The 20,004-nt window shown below is 47.2% G+C and carries 17 protein-coding genes; 15 read left to right on the forward strand and 2 right to left on the reverse strand.

The window, feature by feature from the left end:
* Nucleotides 1–29: 29 nt before the first annotated feature.
* Nucleotides 30–1,511 carry a methyl-accepting chemotaxis protein gene (locus KH172YL63_RS03130; protein ID WP_173104743.1) on the reverse strand — a complete coding sequence of 494 codons (1,482 nt, stop codon included), beginning with the start codon at nt 1,509–1,511 and terminating at the stop codon, nt 30–32.
* Nucleotides 1,512–1,690: 179 nt separating this feature from the next.
* On the opposite strand from KH172YL63_RS03130, the gene motA reads away from it, so the two are divergent.
* From motA to KH172YL63_RS03180, 10 genes are all read left to right on the forward strand, one after another.
* Nucleotides 1,691–2,482: a flagellar motor stator protein MotA gene (motA, locus tag KH172YL63_RS03135; protein ID WP_173104744.1), complete on the forward strand. Its 792-nt coding sequence runs from the start codon at nt 1,691–1,693 to the stop codon at nt 2,480–2,482.
* Nucleotides 2,469–3,260 (forward strand): flagellar motor protein MotB, encoded by a 792-nt coding sequence (motB, locus tag KH172YL63_RS03140; RefSeq protein WP_173104745.1) that lies wholly within the window; start codon nt 2,469–2,471, stop codon nt 3,258–3,260. The genes motA and motB overlap by 14 nt, the downstream gene beginning before the upstream one ends.
* 279 nt (nt 3,261–3,539) lie before the next feature.
* Nucleotides 3,540–4,931, forward strand: coding sequence for an alanine/glycine:cation symporter family protein (locus KH172YL63_RS03145; RefSeq protein WP_173104746.1), 1,392 nt, complete (start codon nt 3,540–3,542; stop codon nt 4,929–4,931).
* Between the two features lie 288 nt (nt 4,932–5,219).
* Complete coding sequence (locus KH172YL63_RS03150) at nt 5,220–6,314, forward strand: carbohydrate kinase (protein ID WP_173104747.1); 1,095 nt, start codon at nt 5,220–5,222, stop codon at nt 6,312–6,314.
* 34 nt (nt 6,315–6,348) lie between these two features.
* A complete protein-coding gene (locus KH172YL63_RS03155; RefSeq protein WP_173108037.1) occupies nt 6,349–7,278 on the forward strand; it encodes a pseudouridine-5'-phosphate glycosidase in 930 nt (309 codons plus the stop codon).
* 140 nt (nt 7,279–7,418) lie between these two features.
* A complete protein-coding gene (locus tag KH172YL63_RS03160) occupies nt 7,419–9,854 on the forward strand; it encodes a PAS domain-containing protein (RefSeq protein WP_173104748.1) in 2,436 nt (811 codons plus the stop codon).
* A gap of 432 nt (nt 9,855–10,286) precedes the next feature.
* The gene (locus KH172YL63_RS03165; RefSeq protein WP_173104749.1) at nt 10,287–11,603 is read left to right on the forward strand and encodes an FAD-dependent oxidoreductase; all 1,317 of its coding nucleotides are present in this window, start codon (nt 10,287–10,289) and stop codon (nt 11,601–11,603) included.
* On the forward strand, nt 11,600–12,589 hold the full coding sequence (locus tag KH172YL63_RS03170) for a class I SAM-dependent methyltransferase (protein ID WP_173104750.1): 990 nt from the start codon (nt 11,600–11,602) through the stop codon (nt 12,587–12,589). The genes KH172YL63_RS03165 and KH172YL63_RS03170 overlap by 4 nt, the downstream gene beginning before the upstream one ends.
* Before the next feature lie 599 nt (nt 12,590–13,188).
* Nucleotides 13,189–14,505 carry a lysine N(6)-hydroxylase/L-ornithine N(5)-oxygenase family protein gene (locus KH172YL63_RS03175; protein WP_232066108.1) on the forward strand — a complete coding sequence of 439 codons (1,317 nt, stop codon included), beginning with the start codon at nt 13,189–13,191 and terminating at the stop codon, nt 14,503–14,505.
* Nucleotides 14,506–14,570: 65 nt separating this feature from the next.
* On the forward strand, nt 14,571–15,086 hold the full coding sequence (locus KH172YL63_RS03180; protein WP_173104751.1) for a type 1 glutamine amidotransferase domain-containing protein: 516 nt from the start codon (nt 14,571–14,573) through the stop codon (nt 15,084–15,086).
* An 80-nt stretch (nt 15,087–15,166) separates the two neighbouring features.
* On the opposite strand, the gene KH172YL63_RS03185 is transcribed toward KH172YL63_RS03180, so the two are convergent.
* Complete coding sequence (locus KH172YL63_RS03185; protein WP_173104752.1) at nt 15,167–15,391, reverse strand: DUF1128 domain-containing protein; 225 nt, start codon at nt 15,389–15,391, stop codon at nt 15,167–15,169.
* Nucleotides 15,392–15,570: 179 nt separating this feature from the next.
* Between KH172YL63_RS03185 and KH172YL63_RS03190 the strand changes: the two genes are divergently transcribed.
* The 5 genes from KH172YL63_RS03190 (at nt 15,571) to KH172YL63_RS03210 (ending at nt 19,900) form a co-directional block, all read left to right on the forward strand.
* Entirely contained in the window at nt 15,571–16,065 is a 495-nt protein-coding gene (locus KH172YL63_RS03190; RefSeq protein WP_173104753.1) for a low molecular weight protein-tyrosine-phosphatase, read from the forward strand.
* Nucleotides 16,052–16,471 carry a YtxH domain-containing protein gene (locus tag KH172YL63_RS03195; RefSeq protein ID WP_173104754.1) on the forward strand — a complete coding sequence of 140 codons (420 nt, stop codon included), beginning with the start codon at nt 16,052–16,054 and terminating at the stop codon, nt 16,469–16,471. Before KH172YL63_RS03190 ends, KH172YL63_RS03195 begins: the two co-directional genes overlap by 14 nt.
* A gap of 17 nt (nt 16,472–16,488) precedes the next feature.
* Nucleotides 16,489–17,331, forward strand: coding sequence for a YihY/virulence factor BrkB family protein (locus KH172YL63_RS03200; protein ID WP_173104755.1), 843 nt, complete (start codon nt 16,489–16,491; stop codon nt 17,329–17,331).
* Between the two features lie 116 nt (nt 17,332–17,447).
* Entirely contained in the window at nt 17,448–19,187 is a 1,740-nt protein-coding gene (locus KH172YL63_RS03205; protein ID WP_173104756.1) for a sensor histidine kinase, read from the forward strand.
* Complete coding sequence (locus tag KH172YL63_RS03210; RefSeq protein ID WP_173104757.1) at nt 19,184–19,900, forward strand: LytR/AlgR family response regulator transcription factor; 717 nt, start codon at nt 19,184–19,186, stop codon at nt 19,898–19,900. The genes KH172YL63_RS03205 and KH172YL63_RS03210 overlap by 4 nt, the downstream gene beginning before the upstream one ends.
* Nucleotides 19,901–20,004: the final 104 nt, after the last annotated feature.

A 20,004-nucleotide genomic window follows, 5' to 3' on the forward strand; every position in this document is an offset into this window, starting at 1 on the left:
AAACGTAAATATCGCTATTATAGCACAGTTTATCCCTCTACACTCCGTTGAATCCGTTCCGCGCTTGTGGCTGTATCCTGGACATATTGAGCGATCGTCGCGTTATCCCCGTGAAGGGTTTCGATTGTGGCACTGATTTCTTCAAGTCCTGCAGAGGCCTGTTGGATGACGGCCGCCAGTTCTTTCGTCGAAAGTTCAGCTTCTTCTGTCTGTCCCTTTACATCTGATGCAGTATCAGTCAAGTGCTGGAATTCGCTGGATAGTGCTGAAAGCTTTTCACGAAGGGTTGTGAAATAGTCGGTCACTTCACTTGTCGCCCCTACATTTTCATTCAGTTTCATCGAGCTGAGGTTCATGATTTCGACGGCTGTGGAGTTTGCAGAGTTCACAGACGCAAGATTATCGTTGATCTGGGTAGCCGTGTTACGTGTGATTTCTGCAAGCTTACGGATTTCGTCTGCGACGATGCTGAAGCCCCGTCCTGCTTCACCGGCCCTCGCTGCTTCGATGGATGCATTCAGTGCGAGCAGGTTGGTTTGATCGGTAATGTCCTGGATGCTTCCGATGAATGTATTGGTTTCTTCGATTTTGCTTGTGAGCTCCTTGAATGTCTGGTGGAGTCCTTCAATAATATTCTTCAGCTCGATCATGTTTTCTTGAAGGTCTGTGACCCGCTCACTTCCTGAAACGGCAATGTCATTTGCATCGGTGGAGTGAACCGCAAGATCTTGAGAAAGTTTGGTGACTTCCTCCATTTTCCGCATCGTCGTTTCTGTCACAGAAGCGATATTATTGATCTGGTCGCTTTGGGTGACGCTTCCTGCCGAGATTTCGCCCACAGCGGTTTTCATCTCTTCGTGAGACATAAGATGAGTTTGGATCTGGTCATTGATTTGGTGGATGCTGCTGGTGATGGTCGTTAATTCTGTCTGTAATAATTGGCGCTGGTCTTCTTTTTTCTTGCCTTCGCTTTCTGTTAGGTAGATGAATTCCTGAAGCTGTTTAAATTGTGTCCGGTTGAGATGGATGACGACCCCGAGGACGATGCCGAGCAGTACATAGCTTAAGAGTGCCGGCACAAATAATTCGGCGAAGATTGGATCTCCTTCAGGCGCAAGTACACCATTGAGCACAAGCAGGATCAGTCCCGATGTGAAGCCGATGCCGAAGATCACTGTATTGAAATGGATGGCAGAGATCACTGCTAAAAAGAGCAGGATGATTAAATCTGGTGCATTGGCTCCTTCAAGGAAGACCCAAATCCCCATGATTGTATAAATCGTCGGAATACTGAAATATACAAATAAATGCGGTTTCTTCATGACGATTTGAAGGATAACAAAATACCCTGAAAGTAACACGAGCTGGGATGCAAATGCGGTTACGGTAACCGTGCCCGATTCATTGATGATCGAATACACCAGGGCTGCTGCGAGGCTGATTCCATAAGTGATCAGCATTAGAAGATTCTTTTTCTTATTATCGACTTCTTTCACTTGCTTTGGGCTCATGACAATTCTCTCCTTTAATTAAAAAACACCTCTATACCATATATCGACAAGAATAGATGGCGCTTTCATAACGGAAAACGGTAATTTTTAGAAAAATTTTGAAAGCATCTTTCACTCAATAATCCAAAGTTCCATCCGATATTAAAAGTAGACTACGAGAAGTTAGGTGGAGCGATCAGATGGATAAAACGTCTTTAATAGGACTCATATTAGGGATCATAGCGGTTGGAGTGGGGATGGTGTTCAAGGGTGTAAGCCCTGTAGCGCTGCTGAACCCTGCGGCCATTTTGATTATTATACTGGGGACGGCTGCGGCAGTGGTCATTGCCTTTCCAACCCATGAAATTAAAAAAGTACCAAAGCTTTTCGGCATCTTGTTTAAAGAACAAAAAGTGCAGGATCCGAAACAAACGATTCAATTTTTCTCACAGATCGCTGATTTGGCGAGAAAAGAAGGCTTGCTTGCCCTTGAAGCCAAAACTCAGGAAGTGGACGATCCTTTCTTGAGGGACGGACTTTCCTTGGCTGTGGACGGTCAAAGTGCCGATTACATCCGGGATGTACTCCATGAGGAAATCGATGCGATGGAAGAGCGGCATAGTGCAGGGGCCCTTATCTTCACACAGGCAGGTACATATGCCCCGACACTCGGTGTTCTCGGTGCCGTCATCGGGTTGATTGCGGCCCTTAGTCACATGGATAACACTGAAGAACTGGGACATGCGATTTCAGCAGCATTCGTTGCGACTCTCCTGGGGATTTTCACCGGATATGTCCTTTGGCATCCGTTTGCAAATAAGCTGAAACGAAAGTCGAAGGTGGAAGTGAAGATGAAGATGATGGTCGTAGAAGGGATCCTTTCGATCATCGAGGGCGAATCTCCGCGGGTGATCGAGCAGAAGCTTGCCTCTTACTTGCCGGCAAGTGAACGGATCCAGTTGCTAAAGGGGGATGAGGATGAAGCGGCGTAAGAAGAAACATGACGATGATCATATGGATGAATCCTGGCTGATTCCGTATGCGGATTTACTTACACTGTTATTGGCCCTCTTTATCGTCCTGTATGCATCAAGTTCAGTGGATGCAAAGAAGTTCGAGGAGCTGTCAGAGGTTTTCAATGAGATCTTTACCGGGGGATCGGGCATGATGGAATATCCAAGTCCGGCGGCTCCTAAAGAGCCTAGTGATCAGGAAGAAAAGCAGGCAGCTTCATCAGAAAATGATGAGGAGAAAGAAAAGGAATTAAGCAAAGACGAACTGGACAAGCAGGCTTTCCTCAAGGATCAGGAAGAATTGAAAGAGATTCAGGAAAAAATAAATGCGTATATCAAAACGAATCACCTTGAAGTTCAGTTTGTCACAAAGCTGACCGACGAAGGACTGCTTTTGACAATCAGGGACAATGTCCTGTTCGATTCAGGATCTGCGACGGTGCAGGGAAGTGATTTGGGAGTGGCTGAAGAGTTATCCGGTCTTCTGGAAATGAATCCGCCCCGGAATATCATCATCAGCGGACATACCGATAATGTACCGATCCGGAATGCAGAATTTGATTCCAACTGGGAACTGAGCGTCATGAGGGCGGTCAATTTCATGAAAATCATCCTGCACAATCCGGAACTTGATCCGAAGTGGTTCAGCGCCAAAGGATTCGGGGAATTTGAGCCGATTGCCGATAATGGAACGGCAGAAGGACGTGGACAAAACCGTCGTGTGGAAGTATTGATACTGCCGAGGGTCACACAATAGCGTGAAGAAACTGCAGCTCTAACCGGGCTGCGGTTTTTTTGTATTCGACATATTTCCGGGGGAATCTGTCAGCATATGTCGGAAGCATGGATCATAAATCTCCGACTGTCATTTCCTTAAAAAGGTTTTGGTTTTCCTTTTTAAGGGAAAGGTTTGGTAGACCATTTAGTGGCATGGGCTCATTCATATGGATATGCGGTCAGTCAGTTATACATAACATTTCTTCGCCAATAACCGCGCCAATGATGAGCCAATGTTTCTACCAAAGGAGGAGCAGCATTGGATACGTTTTTTGACATCATAGGAGATATTTCTGCATGGTTATGGGGTCCGCCATTGATCATCGTATTGGGTGCGACGGGGTTATATCTGACATTTCTGCTGAAGTTCATTCAGTTCCGGTACCCGCTTTATATTTTTAAACAAACGGTGGGGAGCGTGTTTAAAAAACCAAAGGGTGAAGGAACGGTGACTCCGCTTCAGGCACTGACATCTGCCCTGTCGTCAACGATCGGAGCGGCGAATATCGTAGGTGTGCCGGCGGCGATCATGTTCGGCGGGCCGGGCGCTGTTTTCTGGATGTGGGTGATCGCCCTCATCGGGATGGCCCTCAAATTTTCGGAAAGTGTCCTGGCCGTTCGGTACAGGGAGAAAAATGAAAAAGGTGAATTTGTAGGCGGTCCGATGTACTACATGACAAAAGGATTGAACATGAGATGGCTCGGTGTCTGGTTTGCCTTTGCCCTGATGATCGAATTGATCCCGAGCGTCATGGTCCAGGGGAATGCTGTGGCATCCACAGTGGAGGAAACTTTTCATGTAAACAGTTTGATCACAGGCATCGTGGTCGCCCTCATTGTGGTCCTGATCGTATTCGGAGGAATCAAACGCATCGGTAAAGTGACCGAGATCTTTGTTCCGTTCATGGCATTGATCTATGTAGGAGGAGCCTTGGTCATCCTGTTCATGAATATGGATGCGGTACCTGAATTCTTCCGCTTGATCTTCTCCAACGCCTTTCAGCCGATGTCGGCAATGGGTGGATTCGCCGGGGTGGCGGTAGCCGAGACGATCCGTTGGGGATTCGCGCGCGGGCTGTACTCCAATGAGGCAGGTCTCGGGACAGCTCCGATTGCCCATGCTGCTGCCCAAACCGATCATCCGGTGAGACAGGGGTTGTGGGCAATCATAGGGATCGTGATCGATACAATCATTGTCTGTACGGCTACGGCGTTCGTTGTATTGTCATCAGGTGTGTGGACCGCTGAAAATGCCCTCGATGATCCGTCAGCCCTTACGACAGAGGCATTCAGCAGTTACTTTGGAGAATTTGGCGGCATTCTGGTGACGGTTTCCCTCATCTTCTTCGTCCTGTCGACGATTATTGTCATCGTCTTTTACGGTGCAAAGCAGGCAGAATTCCTATTCGGCTGGAAAGCAGCCCAGGGCATCAAACTGGTGTATACGATTGCCATCGTACTCGGCTCTGTTGGAGCGGCGAAAGTCATCTGGCAATTCCTTGACCTGGCATTGGCGGCAATCCTGATACCGAATATTATCGCGGTCCTGCTATTGAGCAAAGAGGTCAAGCGACTGACCGATGAATTCTTTACATCCGAACACTATTACCTGAAAGATACCGGTAAGGTAAAAGAGAAAAAGATATCATAATGAGAAGAGTCTGAAACCACACTTCTTAAGGCAATAGGAAATCCGAATGATGATTCGACAGTCTTTGATGAAGAGCGAATCCATTCGGATTTTTTGTATGCATTCAGCCTCCATATTTGAACAGAGGTCTGCAAAATGAAGCCACATTATATGAAAGTTCGTGTTTAAAAAAGAAGGATGGGTGATGTGCAAGTTTTTTTACATCCCCGTCATTTCCAACTTGTGTAAATCAAAACAAAAGTTTAGAATATTAACAAAAGTTACTTTTCTTTACAGGGGTGGAAAATTTTGAATGAAAAAGAAAAGCTTTTACTGACGTACATCGAAGAAAATCCGTTTATGACACAGCAGGAACTTTCAGAGAGAAGTGGCATATCAAGATCAGCAGTGGCGGGGTATATCTCGAGCCTTGTAAAGCAAGGAAAGTTGTTGGGCCGTGCCTATGTGCTCCCGAAGAAAAATGGAATTACGTGCATAGGGGGCGCGAATATCGACCGGAAGATGCAGTTGGATGGTGACTTGATCCCAGGGACGTCAAACCCTGCGAAGACCGATCAAACGAGTGGAGGGGTGGCGAGGAATATCGCAGAGAACCTTGGCCGGCTTGGGAGAGAGTCCAGTTTGATCACTGTAGTGGGAGAAGACACAGAGGGCAGCTGGTTATTGGGGCAAACAAAGTCATTCGCGGATATTTCCGGATCCCATAGAGTATTGAATGAATCTACGGGCACATATTCGGCGATTCTCGATGAACATGGAGAAATGATGTTTGCACTGGCTGATATGAATATTTATGAAAGCGTTGACATCGGTTTTATTGAAAAGCGATGGGGGTTGATTTCATCATCTGAAATGGTGCTGCTGGATACCAATTTTCCAGAGCATGTCCTGAAGTACATCATCCGCAGATGTCACTCGGAAGGACTTCCGCTGACAATCATCCCGGTTTCAGAACCAAAGGTAAAGAAGCTCCCTCTTTCATTGGAAGGTGTCACCTGGTTCATCTGTAATAAAGGGGAAGCGGAAGTATACTTAGATATGAAGATTGAAACGGAGGGTGACTATTTTAAGGCAGCGAAAGCACTTACCTTAAAAGGGGTTGAACGGGCAGTCATCACCAGGGGCGATCAAGGGCTGATTTATTATACGGCACATAAAGAAGCAAGGGCCGTCCTTCCTCCGAAAGTGGATGTAGAGGATGTGACCGGGGCAGGTGATGCCCTTGTGGCAGGGATCCTTTTCGGTTATTTGAAGGGTTCTGATACAGATGGTGCCTGCCGGATTGGCGTGGTGTGTTCATCCATCACCCTTCAATCAAAATATACAGTCGCACCGACATTGAATAAAAGTAAGCTTCAAAAAGAATTCAGTCTTTATTATTAATAGAGGAGAAATAGAGGAGGACAAGTAGATGGACATGATGTCATATATAGAGTATTCAGAGGAAGTCAAAGAAGCGAAAAGAACGGGAAAGGCCATCGTTGCATTGGAGTCAACGATCATATCTCACGGAATGCCTTATCCCCAGAACGTGAAGACCGCCCGGGAAGTGGAAGATATCATTCGGGCAAAGGGGGCAGTACCGGCAACGATTGCCATTTTAAACGGAAAGATCAAGATTGGGTTATCGCACGAGGAACTTGAGTATCTCGGGCAGGCTTCAGGAGTCATCAAAGCAAGCCGCAGGGACCTTCCGTATATCCTCGCTTCCAAAAAGGACGGCGCGACAACGGTTGCTGCCACGATGATTTGTGCTGAGCTTGCAGACATCCCTGTGTTTGTGACCGGTGGGATTGGAGGAGTACACCGAAATGCAGAAGTGACAATGGACATCTCTGCAGACCTGGAGGAATTGGCCCTGTCGAATGTAGCGGTCGTGTGTGCAGGGGCGAAATCGATTTTGGACATCGGCTTGACTCTTGAATACCTTGAGACGAAAGGGGTGCCGGTGCTCGGTTATAAGACCGATTCCCTGCCTGCTTTCTATACAAGGAACAGCGCATATGACGTCAATTATAGAGTGAACACAAGCTTGGAAACAGCAGAAATGTTAAAAGCAAAATGGGATCTTGGTTTAAAGGGCGGAGTCGTGATTGCAAATCCAATTCCTGAAAAAGATGCCTTGGATGAAAAAGAAATGGACGAGATCATTGAGCTCGCCTTGAAAGATGCGGAGGAACAGGGAGTCACAGGAAAGGAAACAACGCCTTTTCTGCTTGGGAAAGTAAAAGAATTAACCGCTGGAAAAAGTCTTACCGCCAATATCGCACTTGTGAAGCATAATGCAGAAATCGGGGCGGAAATCGCGCTTCAATATGCCGGACTTAGTAAGGTAGAGGCTTTATAACAGAAGATAAAGAAGAGAGAAACCGGACGGATCGGCTCGTCCGGTTTTTGTGTGAAATGAGATTGGTCGTTTATATGTTGTCTGAGGTAGGGTATGATGGTGTTAAATAATGTTATGGAAAAGGAAGGTATTAGGTTGATATGCACCCCTATCATGCACTGAACGTTGAATCAATCCCAGTCCCGGCAGCAATCATTGATATAGCGGCTCCCTCAATCATAGAAGAGAATGGGGAATGGAAAGAGATGGCGAGAGAAGAACATGATCTCCTTGCAAAAATATTGGAAGAAGGGGAGAACGTGATCTTTATCGACCGGCAGCCACACAGTATCAAACGGAAGAGTATCCAGTCTTCCAAGGAACTTGTGATGATCGTGCCACAAGCCCCGGGGGAAAATGTTCCCCTGCCCGGTGGAGAAACCCGGCATTCCCAATCGGCCATTTATGCATCGCTCATACATAATACCCCGACTTGTGTATGTATCCTTGATATGAACAGCAGGGTGATGGAAATGAACGATTCATTCCAGGAGCTGTTCCAGATATCCGACGCCATTCTAGGAAAGTCCCTTTACACCCAGAAGCCCCTTCAGCATGAAGACTTCATCACTTTTGTGGAGGACGGATTGAGGGGATATAATACGTCTGGTAAAGAAGTGACATTCGGGATGCCTTCCAACAGGAAAATCACATGCAATATTACGATTTCACCGGCTGATTATAGAAGTGATGGAACGGTGGAGAGTGTCGGAATCATCCTTCACGATATTACGGAAAAGAAAAAATATGAAAATGAACTGATGTCCCTGAAAGTAGAGCTTGAGAACACCCTCAGGCTCCAAAAGACGATTACCTACAAGATAAGAAAGAAGAACAATGATTTTGTTATTGAAATGGCGGCCGGTGAGCTTTTGAAAAAACTGAATCTGACTCCTTCCAAAGTGATCGGGAAAACTATCCAGGAAGTGTTCGATTCCCATCATCTCGGAAAGATCCAGCCTAAATTAAAGCGGATATGGGAGACCGGAGAAGAACTCACGTATGAAGATGAATACAAAGAGTTGGAGTATTTAGCCTCCATCGTTCCGATCCTGCAAAATGGAAATGTCATAGAAATCATCTGTTCGATTTCCGATATTTCACTTGTCAAGGACATACAGCGCAAGCTTATCGAGAGTGAGCAGAAGTATAAATCGATTGTGAAATACAGCCCTGATAACATTTATATGGTCGACACGAATGGGATCATCCAGGAAATCAATCCAGCGGTGAAAGCCCAGTGGAACCATATCTCACCGATGATGATCGGCAGCCACTTCAGTACCTTCATTGCTGAGGGAAGCAAGAAGGCAGCCATCGATCAATTTGAAATCGCCCTTCAAGGAGAAGCCTCCCGATTTGTGACCACCTTTGAAAATGGAGAAGGTGGAAAAAGTCATGTGGCCGTGACCAATATTCCGATACGGGTCAAAAATAAAGTCATCGGAATTTACGGATTCGGCCAGGACATCACGGAAAAGTTGAAGATGGAAGAAGAATTGAAAGAAGCAAAAGAGCTGCTCGAAGCCTATTTCGAGCATGCCGGGGACGGGATCGCCCTTCTTGACCCGGAAGGCAAAGTGTTGAAGGTCAATCAGCAATTCGAATCGATGTTTGGCTGGACGAAGGATGAAATCACCGGCAGGGAAATCACCTTCCTGCATCAGGAAGATCAGGTGGGGCAGTTCAAACAAAACCTGATTACGGTGAAAGCGGGCAAACGGATCAAAGATTACGAGACCGTCCGCTACCGGAAAGACGGCTCCCCGATCGAAATTGCCTTTAATATGAATCCAATCATTAACGATAACGGCAATCTAATCGGAATCTCGGCCATCATACGGGACCTATCCGAAAAGAAACGAAATGAAGATTTACTGAAGAAATCGGAGCAATTGGCGATGATCGGCCAACTCGCAGCCGGTGTTGCCCACGAAATCAGAAACCCGTTGACCACGCTAAAAGGGTTCCTTCAGCTCATGAAGGAAAACGCCGAGGACGATTTTTACCTGGGTGTCATTCAGGGCGAACTGGACCGAATCGAAATCATCACCAATGAATTCCTGGCACTTGCGAAACCGAGGGCAGTCAAATTTTCGTTAACGTCACTGACGACGTTGCTGACAAGTTCAGTTGAGTTCATCAAAATGGAATGCCTGAAGCAAGGTGTCGATGTAAGATTTTCAGTTGAAGAAGCGGAAATTGATTGTGATGCCCATCAGATGAAGCAGGTCATCCTGAACGTCATGAAAAATGCATTGGAAGCCATGCCTGGCGGTGGTCTTCTCTGCGTTCATCTGGAGAAGGAAAATCAGCATGCCAAGATCCTGATCAAGGATAACGGAAATGGCATCCCGCCTGAACGGATGAAGCATCTTGGTGAACCTTTCTACAGTACAAAAGAAAAAGGGACAGGACTAGGATTGATGATCTGCCAAAAAATCATCAAAGAGCATCACGGTTCCCTCACCATCCGCAGCAATGTGAGCGAAGGGACCACCGTGACGATCTTGCTGCCGATTGCGGAGAAAGAGTAATTGAAGGGAAAATAATGACGCTGACAATTTAACGTGATTACGCTGCTAATTGATGTGCATGGACGTCGATTAACAGTCTGTATTGTCTTATTGCTTAAAGATAAATGATATAAAAGAAAAATCCGGACGCATTCGATTTTCGTGGGGGAAAATCGAATGTTTGTCCGGATTTTTTTGTCTTACAGGCTGCACTTCTTCTACACATATTCCCTGGAAATGTCGAAAGCCCGAAGAGTGACCATCCGACAAATTGCGTAGGCGAATGAATGAGGAACCTTTATATTTTCCGGGAAATATCCCGTTCTACAAATTTCTTATTCTTTGTTTCTATGGGCCAAAGCTGTCTGTTCCTGACGAATATGAAGAAACACATCGCCAAGTTTCAACATAATGGAAATAGGATATAGAGAGGGAAAGAGGTGATGAGAAGAGATGAAGACGGACGTTTTGATCAGCGGTGGTGGAATCGGAGGTCTGACGCTAGGTTTGAAGCTCGCTGCGTGCAACATCGATGTGACGATTGTCGAGCGTTTACCTGGACCGGGATCGGTGTATAAAGGAGAGCTTCTGCAGCCTAAGAGTCTGGAAATATTCGAGTCACTGGGCGTCCTGGATGCAGTTTCCGAGAATGGACACGCCATATCTGATTTAGAACTCATAGAATTGAAGCGGGATGAATCAGACGCCGACCGCTCGATGATGAGCTATTCGATCCTCCCGAGCCGTCACCCCTATTCGATGATGATCCATCATGAAACGTTAAAGGATATTCTACGGAAACAAGGGGAGCGTTACCCGACTTTTCACTACTTGCCGAATACAGCCTGTAAGAAGATAGACGGGCATCAGGTGACCGTCGAAGACAGAGAGACGAAGGGAGAATATGAGATTCATAGCGACTTTATCATAGGAGCAGAAGGAAGGAGTTCGGTCACTCGTGACTATATGGGGATCGATGTGAAGGAAAAGAAGTACAATCATCATTTTCTGACGGTGACCTTTCCGAGACCGAAGGAGATGGTAAAAGGCAAGATCATTTCTACCTATCAATCCTTCCTAGGGTTATTTCCGCTCCCGAATGACGAAGTGAGGTCAGTTTACCTCATTCCTGCCGGTGAGTATAAAACACTCCGGAAAAAGCCGATCTCAGAGTTTCATAAGCTGTATGTCCACCTGTGCCCCGATCTTGAAGGCTATGTGGATCAAATAGAAGATTGGAAGAAAATCCAGCTGATGGTCCCGATGAAATACCATGTAGATACATACGTCAAGGATCATCTGGCCCTCATCGGTGACGCTGCCCATACGGTCCATCCGATGGCGGGAGAGGGCATGAATATGGCCATTCAGGATGGCAGCATCCTGGGGGAATTGTTATGCGATATGTATGGACAGAAAAAGCTGGATCCGGTCAATTTACAATGGTATCCGAAGGTTAGGAAGCGGAGGGTTTCCCACCAGATGCACCTTAGTCATCTGTCTGCCCTCGCCTACTCATACCCCTATCGACCGATAGGCTGGCTCAGGAACAAAAGCCTGCAGCGGATGGAGAGGGATGCCATTTCCCATTATAAACAGATGCTGAATATATCCGGGCTCGGGATGTGGCGGGAAACATTATACGATCGCATGATTCAAGGCGGCGTGCTCCCTTTGAGGAAAGACCCGTTGACCGATGAAGAAAAGAGAATGCCCGCATTTACAGAACAAGAGGATTACCCATGGAAAGGAAAGGAGGCATTACAATGATAGGTGAAATTGTGAAAGTATGGAGGGCCAGGAGCTGGATGAAGAAAAATGTCCCTTTCCTATACAGCTGGCATGCATATGTCGGATATGAAATGGAGCTGTTTGAAAGTTTTACAGAACCCGCAACGATTCAGCAAGTGGCACTGGCCAGGAACATTGAAATGGATTTGCTCGAACAATGGGTGGAGGTCGGCATCACGATCAAGCACCTGAAGCGGGTCGAGGATGATAAAGTCACGACGAGGAACAGATGGAAGCTGCCTTCATCGAAGAGTGATCCCCATTCTTCAGGCATTTTATTAAAAGAAATGATGGAGCTCCATATTCCGGCGCTGCTGTCTTATCCACAATTGTTGCGCAACCGGACCAAGCAGCACTTCAACTCGAATATTCATGGTTCCACGGTCGCGAAAACATCGATTCTCCTCGAGAGATTTGCTTTTCCAAAAGTCCAAAAGGCTATCAAGAACTACGGAGTGAAATCGATTCTTGACCTGGGGTGCGGAGAAGGTGGATACGTGAAGAGAATAGGGGAAAGGCATCCTGAGATGAGGATGGTCGGAATTGAAATCCATGAAGCGGTCGCCAAGGCGGCAGAAGAGTCGCTGCAGGCATATCAGAACGTGGACGTCATGTGTAAGGATCTTCATGAGTATGATCCGGAAGAACGCTTTGACATGATCATGGCCAACAACCTCTTTCACTACATCGATCCGTCGGAACGGCTGCAATTTTTCGAGAAAGCCTCCACTTGGCTGGAGCCGGAAGGCGTGTTCTTCGTCCTGACCCCGATGCAGAAATCCAAGCACGGTAAACAATTTTCCAGTGCCTTCAACAGCTTCTTCATGACATTTCAGAACCTTTACCCGATCCCGTCCCAGAAAGAGATGGAAACACTCGCCGGGAAAACGGATTTTACAGTTGATTCGGTGGAACCGATTGTAAAAGAAGGCGGCTGGTACGTAATGATTTTCAGGAAAAACTGATCTTGTGGAGGGGATTGGTTTTTTTGGTTGGGGGCGGGCATTTATTTGGGGGAAGTTGGTGGTAGGGGGAGTGAGGCCGCTTATTGGGGGAGTTGATGGTAAGAGGAGAGTTAGGGGAGAGAAGTCGGTCATCTGGGGAGTTGATAATAAAAGGGGAGAAGTCGATAATATATCGTCAAAGTCGATAATATCCACGTCGAAGTTGATAATATATCCGGAAACTCGATAATATACGGGGCAAACTCGATAATATATCATCAGACCCGATAATAAACACCCCAGACCAGGTGGAAAACGCCCCCAACCCTCTAATAAACGCTCCAATCCAAGCAATAAGCACTTCAAACCCGATAATAAGCGCCCAGACCAGGTCATAAACGCCCCAACCCCTCTAATAAACGCCCCAATCCAAGCAATAACCACCCCACCCCCGATAATAAACAACCTCAAACCCAGCCCCCACCCAAAAATCACCCTCCATATCCACCAAAAACCACGCTCCACCACACCTCTCCGGCAAATTTTCCCCTAAACAGGGTAATCGCCGGCCCTTTTGGGGTAAAAATAGAAGAGATGTCATGAAGATGGAGGGAAGTCACGTGAATAGAGAGGATATGTATGATTGTATCGGGATTGGGATCGGTCCGTATAATTTGAGTTTGGCGGCGCTGATGGAGGAGAAGACGGATCTGAAGGTGAGATTTTTTGATCAGACGCCTGAGTTCCAGTGGCATCCGGGGATGCTGATCAATCTGACCGATTTGCAGGTGCCGTTCATCGCTGATTTGGTGACGTTTGCGAATCCGCAGAGCCGGTACAGTTACTTGAATTATTTACATACACACAATCGTTTATATAAGTTTTTTTTCTTTCAAAAGTTCGAGATGCCGCGGCAGGAGTACAATGATTACGCCCGCTGGGTGGTGGGGCAGCTGCCGTCGTGCCAATTTCAGAGTGAAGTGACCGCGGTCACGGATGAAGGTGATTTTTATAAGGTGGAAGTGAATAACCGTCTGACCGGTGAAGGGGAAGTGTACCACGCCCGGAATGTCGTGATGGGGACTGGCAGTAAGCCATTGATTCTGGACGGGATGGACGGGCTCCCTGATGAGGATATCTATCATACGAGTCAATATCTGTTTCGTAAAGAGGGTACGATGGAAGGTTCGTCGATTACGATTGTCGGTTCGGGGCAAAGTGCTGCCGAGGTATTCTACGATTTATTGAAGGAGCAGAGACATCATTCGTATGAGCTTACGTGGCTGACCAGGTCCGAGGGGATCCTGCAGCTCGAGTCGTCGAAGCTTGGGCAGGAGTTCTTCGCGCCGGACTATGTGGATTATTTCCACGGGCTGACGTATGAAAAACGGATGGAGGCCTTGGAGACGCTGGATCAGCTCAGGAATGGAATCGATCCGGATACGCTCAATCAAATCTATAACATCCTGTACAATCATTCGGTCAGCGACCGTTCACCGCGCATCACGATCCAGCCTCTGACGGAAGTGAATGAGATCCGGAAAGAAGGTGACGGGTATATGCTGAGCTGCCGTCAATGGCAGGAGGACCGAACGTTTTCCTATGGAAGTGACAAGGTGATATTGGCGACAGGGTATAAACCGAATATCCCTCAATGGTTCTTCGATGCGTTCAACGACAAGATCGTGTGGGAGGATGACAAGAAGTATAAAGTGTCCCGGGACTACCGGCTTCAATTCAAGGAGAACCCGGATCGGGACCACCGGTTTTATACGGTGACGAACCTGGAGCATTCCCACGGTGCCGGTGCGACGAACCTCGGACTCGCAGTAGACCGGAATATTCAAATCATCAATGATATGGCAGGGAAAGAAGTATATAAAGTGCAGAGGAATACGATTTTTTCTCAATTTACGATGGATAATAAAGGGTTTTGATTTTTGCATGGCGGGTAAAGTACATGTGTGAAGAAAACAAACGATAAATAGGAGTGTTATATTTTATGGCTAAAATCGCTACATTGATTACAGACATGTTTGAAGACGTAGAATGGACAGATCCTGAAAAAGCGTTTAAAGAAGCGGGACATGAAGTGGTGACGATTGAGAAGGAAAAAGGGAAAACGGTGAAAGGGAAGCAGGGGGATGCGTCGGTGACAATCGATCAAAGCATCGATGATGTCAATCCATCCGACTTTGATGCCCTGTTGCTGCCTGGGGGATTCTCACCGGATCAGCTTCGTGCCGATGAACGCTTCGTCGCATTCACGAAGCATTTCATGGATGAGAAGAAGCCGGTCTTCGCCATCTGCCACGGACCGCAATTATTGATTACGGCTAAAGCCTTGGAAGGACGGAAGGCGACAGGCTTTAAATCCATTAAGGTCGACATGGAATATGCAGGCGTGACATATGAGGACAAAGAGGTCGTCGTGTGCGGAGATCAGCTCGTCACGAGCAGGACACCGGATGATCTTCCTGCATTCAACCGTGAATCTCTGAAGCTTCTGTCTAAATAGGACATATACATGAAAGGGGACATTCCCCAAGGTATTTATTACCTTTGCGGGAATGTCCCCTCTTTAAGTGGGTAATCTTCTTATTTACGGCGAAGATTGCCCATTTCTTCGATAATGGCCGTCATTTCACTCGGGCTGAACCGTTCTTTGCGGTCGACCATGACGTACAAATCATGAAGGTCTTCGTACATCGCTTCATCGAAATCTTCTGGTTTGACGGCACCGGCGTTGACTATTTTTAATTTTTCTTTGATTGCTGTTACCATGAATTCGATATTCTCTGCTGTATTTTGAGATAAATCCACTTGAAATCGTCCTTTCTGACGTACCTGTTTTATATCATTTATCTTTCCATGATTTGGCCCCACTGTCAACATGACTTCACACGATGTAGTTTTTGTAAGGATTTTTTCCGGCTAATGTTTTACACTATTATGGAATGGGGAATAAGTAGATAAGCTAAAACGTTGGAGGAGGCGTGCTGATGGTATCTGTTTTGTTCGTGTGTCTCGGGAATATATGCCGTTCCCCGATGGCAGAAGCAATCTTCAGGGCGAAGGTGAAGGCCGGGAACCTTGAAGGAGTCATTGAGGTGGACTCTGCTGGCACAGGCGACTGGCATACAGGAAAGAAACCTCATGAAGGAACTTTGTCCATCCTTAGCGAAAATAACATAGACAGCGATGGCCTCAAAGCCCGCCAGTTTACGGCGGAGGATAGGGAGTATGACTACATCGTTGCCATGGATTCATCCAATGAACAGCATGTGATGGAGATGCTTGAAAAAGAGCATCACGGCAAGGTGTTCAAGCTCCTTTCGCTCATAGAGGAAAGTGATCTGCAGGATGTACCTGATCCGTATTATACCGGGAATTTTCAAGAAGTGTACGAATTAGTGGAAACCGGATGCGGGCTGTTGCTGAATAAAATAATAAAAGACAATGGATTGAAGGAGGGCAATACATATGGGAAGCAATAAATTTTTCAAAGGGGTCATGTTAGGAGCCGTTGCAGGGGGACTTCTGTCTCTGCTGGACAAAAAAACACGTGAGGAAGTCGGTACCTCCCTGAAAAATGGCGGCGAATACCTGTCTGCCTATACAAGAAATCCCCAAAGCCTGGTCGATGCGTCGAAGGACGTGTATGAAAAGCTGCGGACAACCGCAGATCAGGTGGGCAGGGATATTCAATTCATCAGTGAAAAGGTGGAAGAAATCAAAGGGATGTCCCCGCAGGTGAAGGAAATCATCGATGAGACGAGAGAAACGTTTGAAGATTCATCAGAAGCATACAAAGAGACGTTCTCAGATCGGGAAACATCAAATGAACTGACCCTGTCAGATGAAGAAAATCAACCGATTGCATCATCTTTCAAGGGCTACTAATCAAACGGGGTGAGAAGATGTCTGAAGAAACGGTTAAAGGAGGATGGAAAGGATTTTCAAAAAGTCTTTTCTCGAATATCAGTGAGAATGATGTAACGGGTCTTGCGGCTCAGATTGCTTATTACTTTCTATTGTCACTCTTTCCGCTGCTGATCTTCATCGTGACCCTCTTGCCATATCTGCCTGTCGAACAGGGGGATCTGCTCGGCGTCGTCAGGGATTTCGCACCGGGCGAGACGATGGCGATGATCGAGGAGACGCTGGAGGATGTCATGACGAATCGTAATTCCGGATTGCTGTCTATCAGTATCATTGCCACGATCTGGTCAGCTTCGAATGGGATGAATGCGATCGTGAAAAGCCTGAACAGAGCATATGATGTGGGAGAATCAAGGTCGTTCATCGCCACCCGCCTCATGTCGATCCTTTTGACGCTCGGCATGATTTTAGTATTTGTGGTAGCCCTTTTGCTTCCAGTATTCGGAAAGCAGATCGGCATATTCCTTTTCTCCCAATTCGGATTTTCCGAGCAGTTCCTGTCGATATGGAATGCGATCCGCTGGGCGATCAGTCCGATCATCCTTTTCATTGTGTTTGTCGGATTGTATTATTTCGCTCCAAGTAAACGGATCAAGTGCTTAAGTGCCTTCCCGGGGGCAATCTTTGCGACGCTCGGCTGGGTACTCGTTTCCCTGGCGTTCTCCTTTTATGTAGGGAGCTTCGGAAATTACTCGGCGACCTACGGGAGCATCGGGGGGATCATCGTCCTCATGATCTGGTTTTATCTAACCGGGATCATCATCATGATCGGCGGTGAAATCAACGCATTAGTCACCATTAAGGAGCATGATTCGTGTTAAAATAGGGGAAATTGTTCCCCGGACATAGGAATGGATAAACAAGGGGAAGATGCTATTGAACACATTGTTCGGTAGGTCTTCTTTTTTTATGCTTAAACACAAAGGAGGTGGGACGCATGTTGGTAGCGGCAATGATCGAGCGGCTCGGCATCATCGTGACGATTGCATTTGTGATGACGAGGATCAGCTTTTTCCGTCACTTGATCGAGAAGCGGAATCATGTGAAAAAGAGGCAGACGATCCTGATCATCTTATTATTTGGTTTCTTCGGGATCGTCGGTACATATACAGGCTTGATTGTGAATCCATTTCAGGAGGAGTACACCAAATGGCAGTGGCATCTCCAGCAAAATGAGGCGATCGCGAACTCAAGGGTGATCGGGGTCGTGGTGGCTGGTCTCCTTGGGGGACCTTGGATCGGGCTCGGTGCAGGACTCGTTGCCGGTGTTCACCGCTATTTCCTTGGCGGTTTCACAGCCTTCTCCTGTGGGATTTCGACGGTGCTCGCAGGTCTTTTGGCAGGATGGATCGGGAAGCGGGAAAAGAAAAACCGGCTCGTTTCCCCGCAGAAAGCATTTCTCGTCGGCTTTATCGCAGAAGGGATGCAGATGCTTCTCATCCTGCTGTTATCCAAACCATTCAACGATGCCTACCTGCTCGTTTCCGATATCGGCTTGCCGATGATCCTCGCGAACGGCGTCGGCACCGGTATTTTTTTGCTGATCATCAAGAGTGTATTCCATGAAGAGGAGCGGATGGGTGCGGCCCAATCACAGAAGGCACTGCGGCTCGCCGATTCCACCGTCAAATATATGCGCAAAGGGCTCAATGCCGTGTCGGCACAGGCTACTTGTGAAATTCTGATGAGGGATGTAAATGCCCTCGCCGTTTCGATCACCAACACGTCCCATATTCTTGCCCATGTGGGACTTGCATCGGATCATCATCACGAAGGCAGGCCGATTCAAACCGAAGCGACGAAGAAAGTGATCGGAACCGGTGAACTGATGAAAGTAGGCAGGGAGGATATCCAGTGCGACCGGGATGGGTGCCCATTGGGCGCAGCGATCATGGCGCCTCTGCTCAAAGGGGATGAGATCGTCGGGACGTTGAAATTCTATTTTCACTCTGAAAAGGAAATCACCCCGATCCTGATGGAATTGACCAAAGGAATCGCGACCCTTCTCAGTCACCAGCTTGAGCTGGCAGAGATCGATACACATAAAGAACTGGCGAAGCAGTCAGAAGTGAAGGCCCTTCAAGCCCAGATCAATCCCCACTTTCTGTTCAATACGATCAATGTCATCGTATCGCTTACAAGAATCAATCCGGATAAGGCAAGGACGCTGCTGATCGCCCTTTCACAGTTTGTGAGGCAGAACCTGACCGGAAGCACGAAATCCACCTCGACACTGAAGGAAGAATGCCAGCATGTGCAGTCTTATCTTGCGATTGAGGAGGCACGGTTCTTTGACAGGCTGAGCGTTGTCTATGAAATCGATGAAGACGCACTGCAGGCGAAAGTCCCTTCCATCACCCTTCAGCCGCTGGTTGAGAATGCGATCAAGCATGGAATGAAGAATGTGGAAGAAGGATTTGTTCTGAAAATCACCATCTCTGAAAGCGGGGGCGGTGTGACAGTTTCGGTATCGGATAACGGATACGGCATACTTGAAGACAGGTTGGATCAGCTGTTGGAAGCTCCCGTTGAATCACATTCAGGCACAGGGATCGGACTTTATAACGTAAATAAAAGATTGGAAATGATGATGGGGAAAGACGCCGGACTGTCGATCTCTTCCTCAATTGGCAAAGGCACGACTGTCAAATTTACGCTAAGGAGTGAAAAGGGATGAAAGTCGCCATAATCGATGATGAACCGTATAGCCGGGAGGAAATGAAGCACCTTTTAAGCGGATATCCGTGGGTGGATGTTGTAGGGGAAGCAAGCTCAGCAGAAAAAGGCTTGGAAATCATCCTGACGAAGGAACCGGACGTCTTATTCCTCGATATTGAAATGCCAGGAATGAGCGGAGTGGATTTGGCAGAAGCACTTCAGAAAATGAAGCGGAAGCCTCAAATCGTCTTTGCCACTGCGTATCCTGACTACGCCCTGAAAGCATTCAGGGTGGAAGCTGTCGATTACCTTCTGAAGCCGTTCGAGGAAGAGCAGCTTGCCCGGACGATGGAACGGTTGAAACATGTGTTGAAAGTCGAGGATAAAGAGCAGTCACCTTCGATTGGAAAGCTGGCTGTGCAGGATGAGGACAAAATCGTTTTCATCAACCCGAAAGACATTCTATATATTTACCGTGAGGAGCGGGAAACCGTCATCTGTACGGAGAAAAAGAAATACACATGCAGGCTGCCGATCAAGGATCTGGAAGCGAAGCTGACGACCTATCCATTCTTTCGGGTTCACAAAAGCTATCTCGTACAGCTCCCGTTTGTCGACGAACTGATTCCATGGGGGAGCGGCGTCTATCAGCTGAAAGTCCACGGCGCAGGCGAGTCTATCCCGGTGAGCAGGAACTATGTGAAAGAGCTTCGAGAACGGTTGGAGCTGTAAGTGGTACCAGGCAGAAAGACGGCCTGGTACTTTTTTTCTGCATGTCAACCGCGCCAACCGACATGTCGACCTTGATTTCTGACACGTTAAACAGAATGTGACGA

It is taken from the genome of Bacillus sp. KH172YL63 (assembly GCF_011398925.1).
In the GTDB taxonomy this organism is placed as follows: domain Bacteria; phylum Bacillota; class Bacilli; order Bacillales; family Bacillaceae_B; genus Rossellomorea.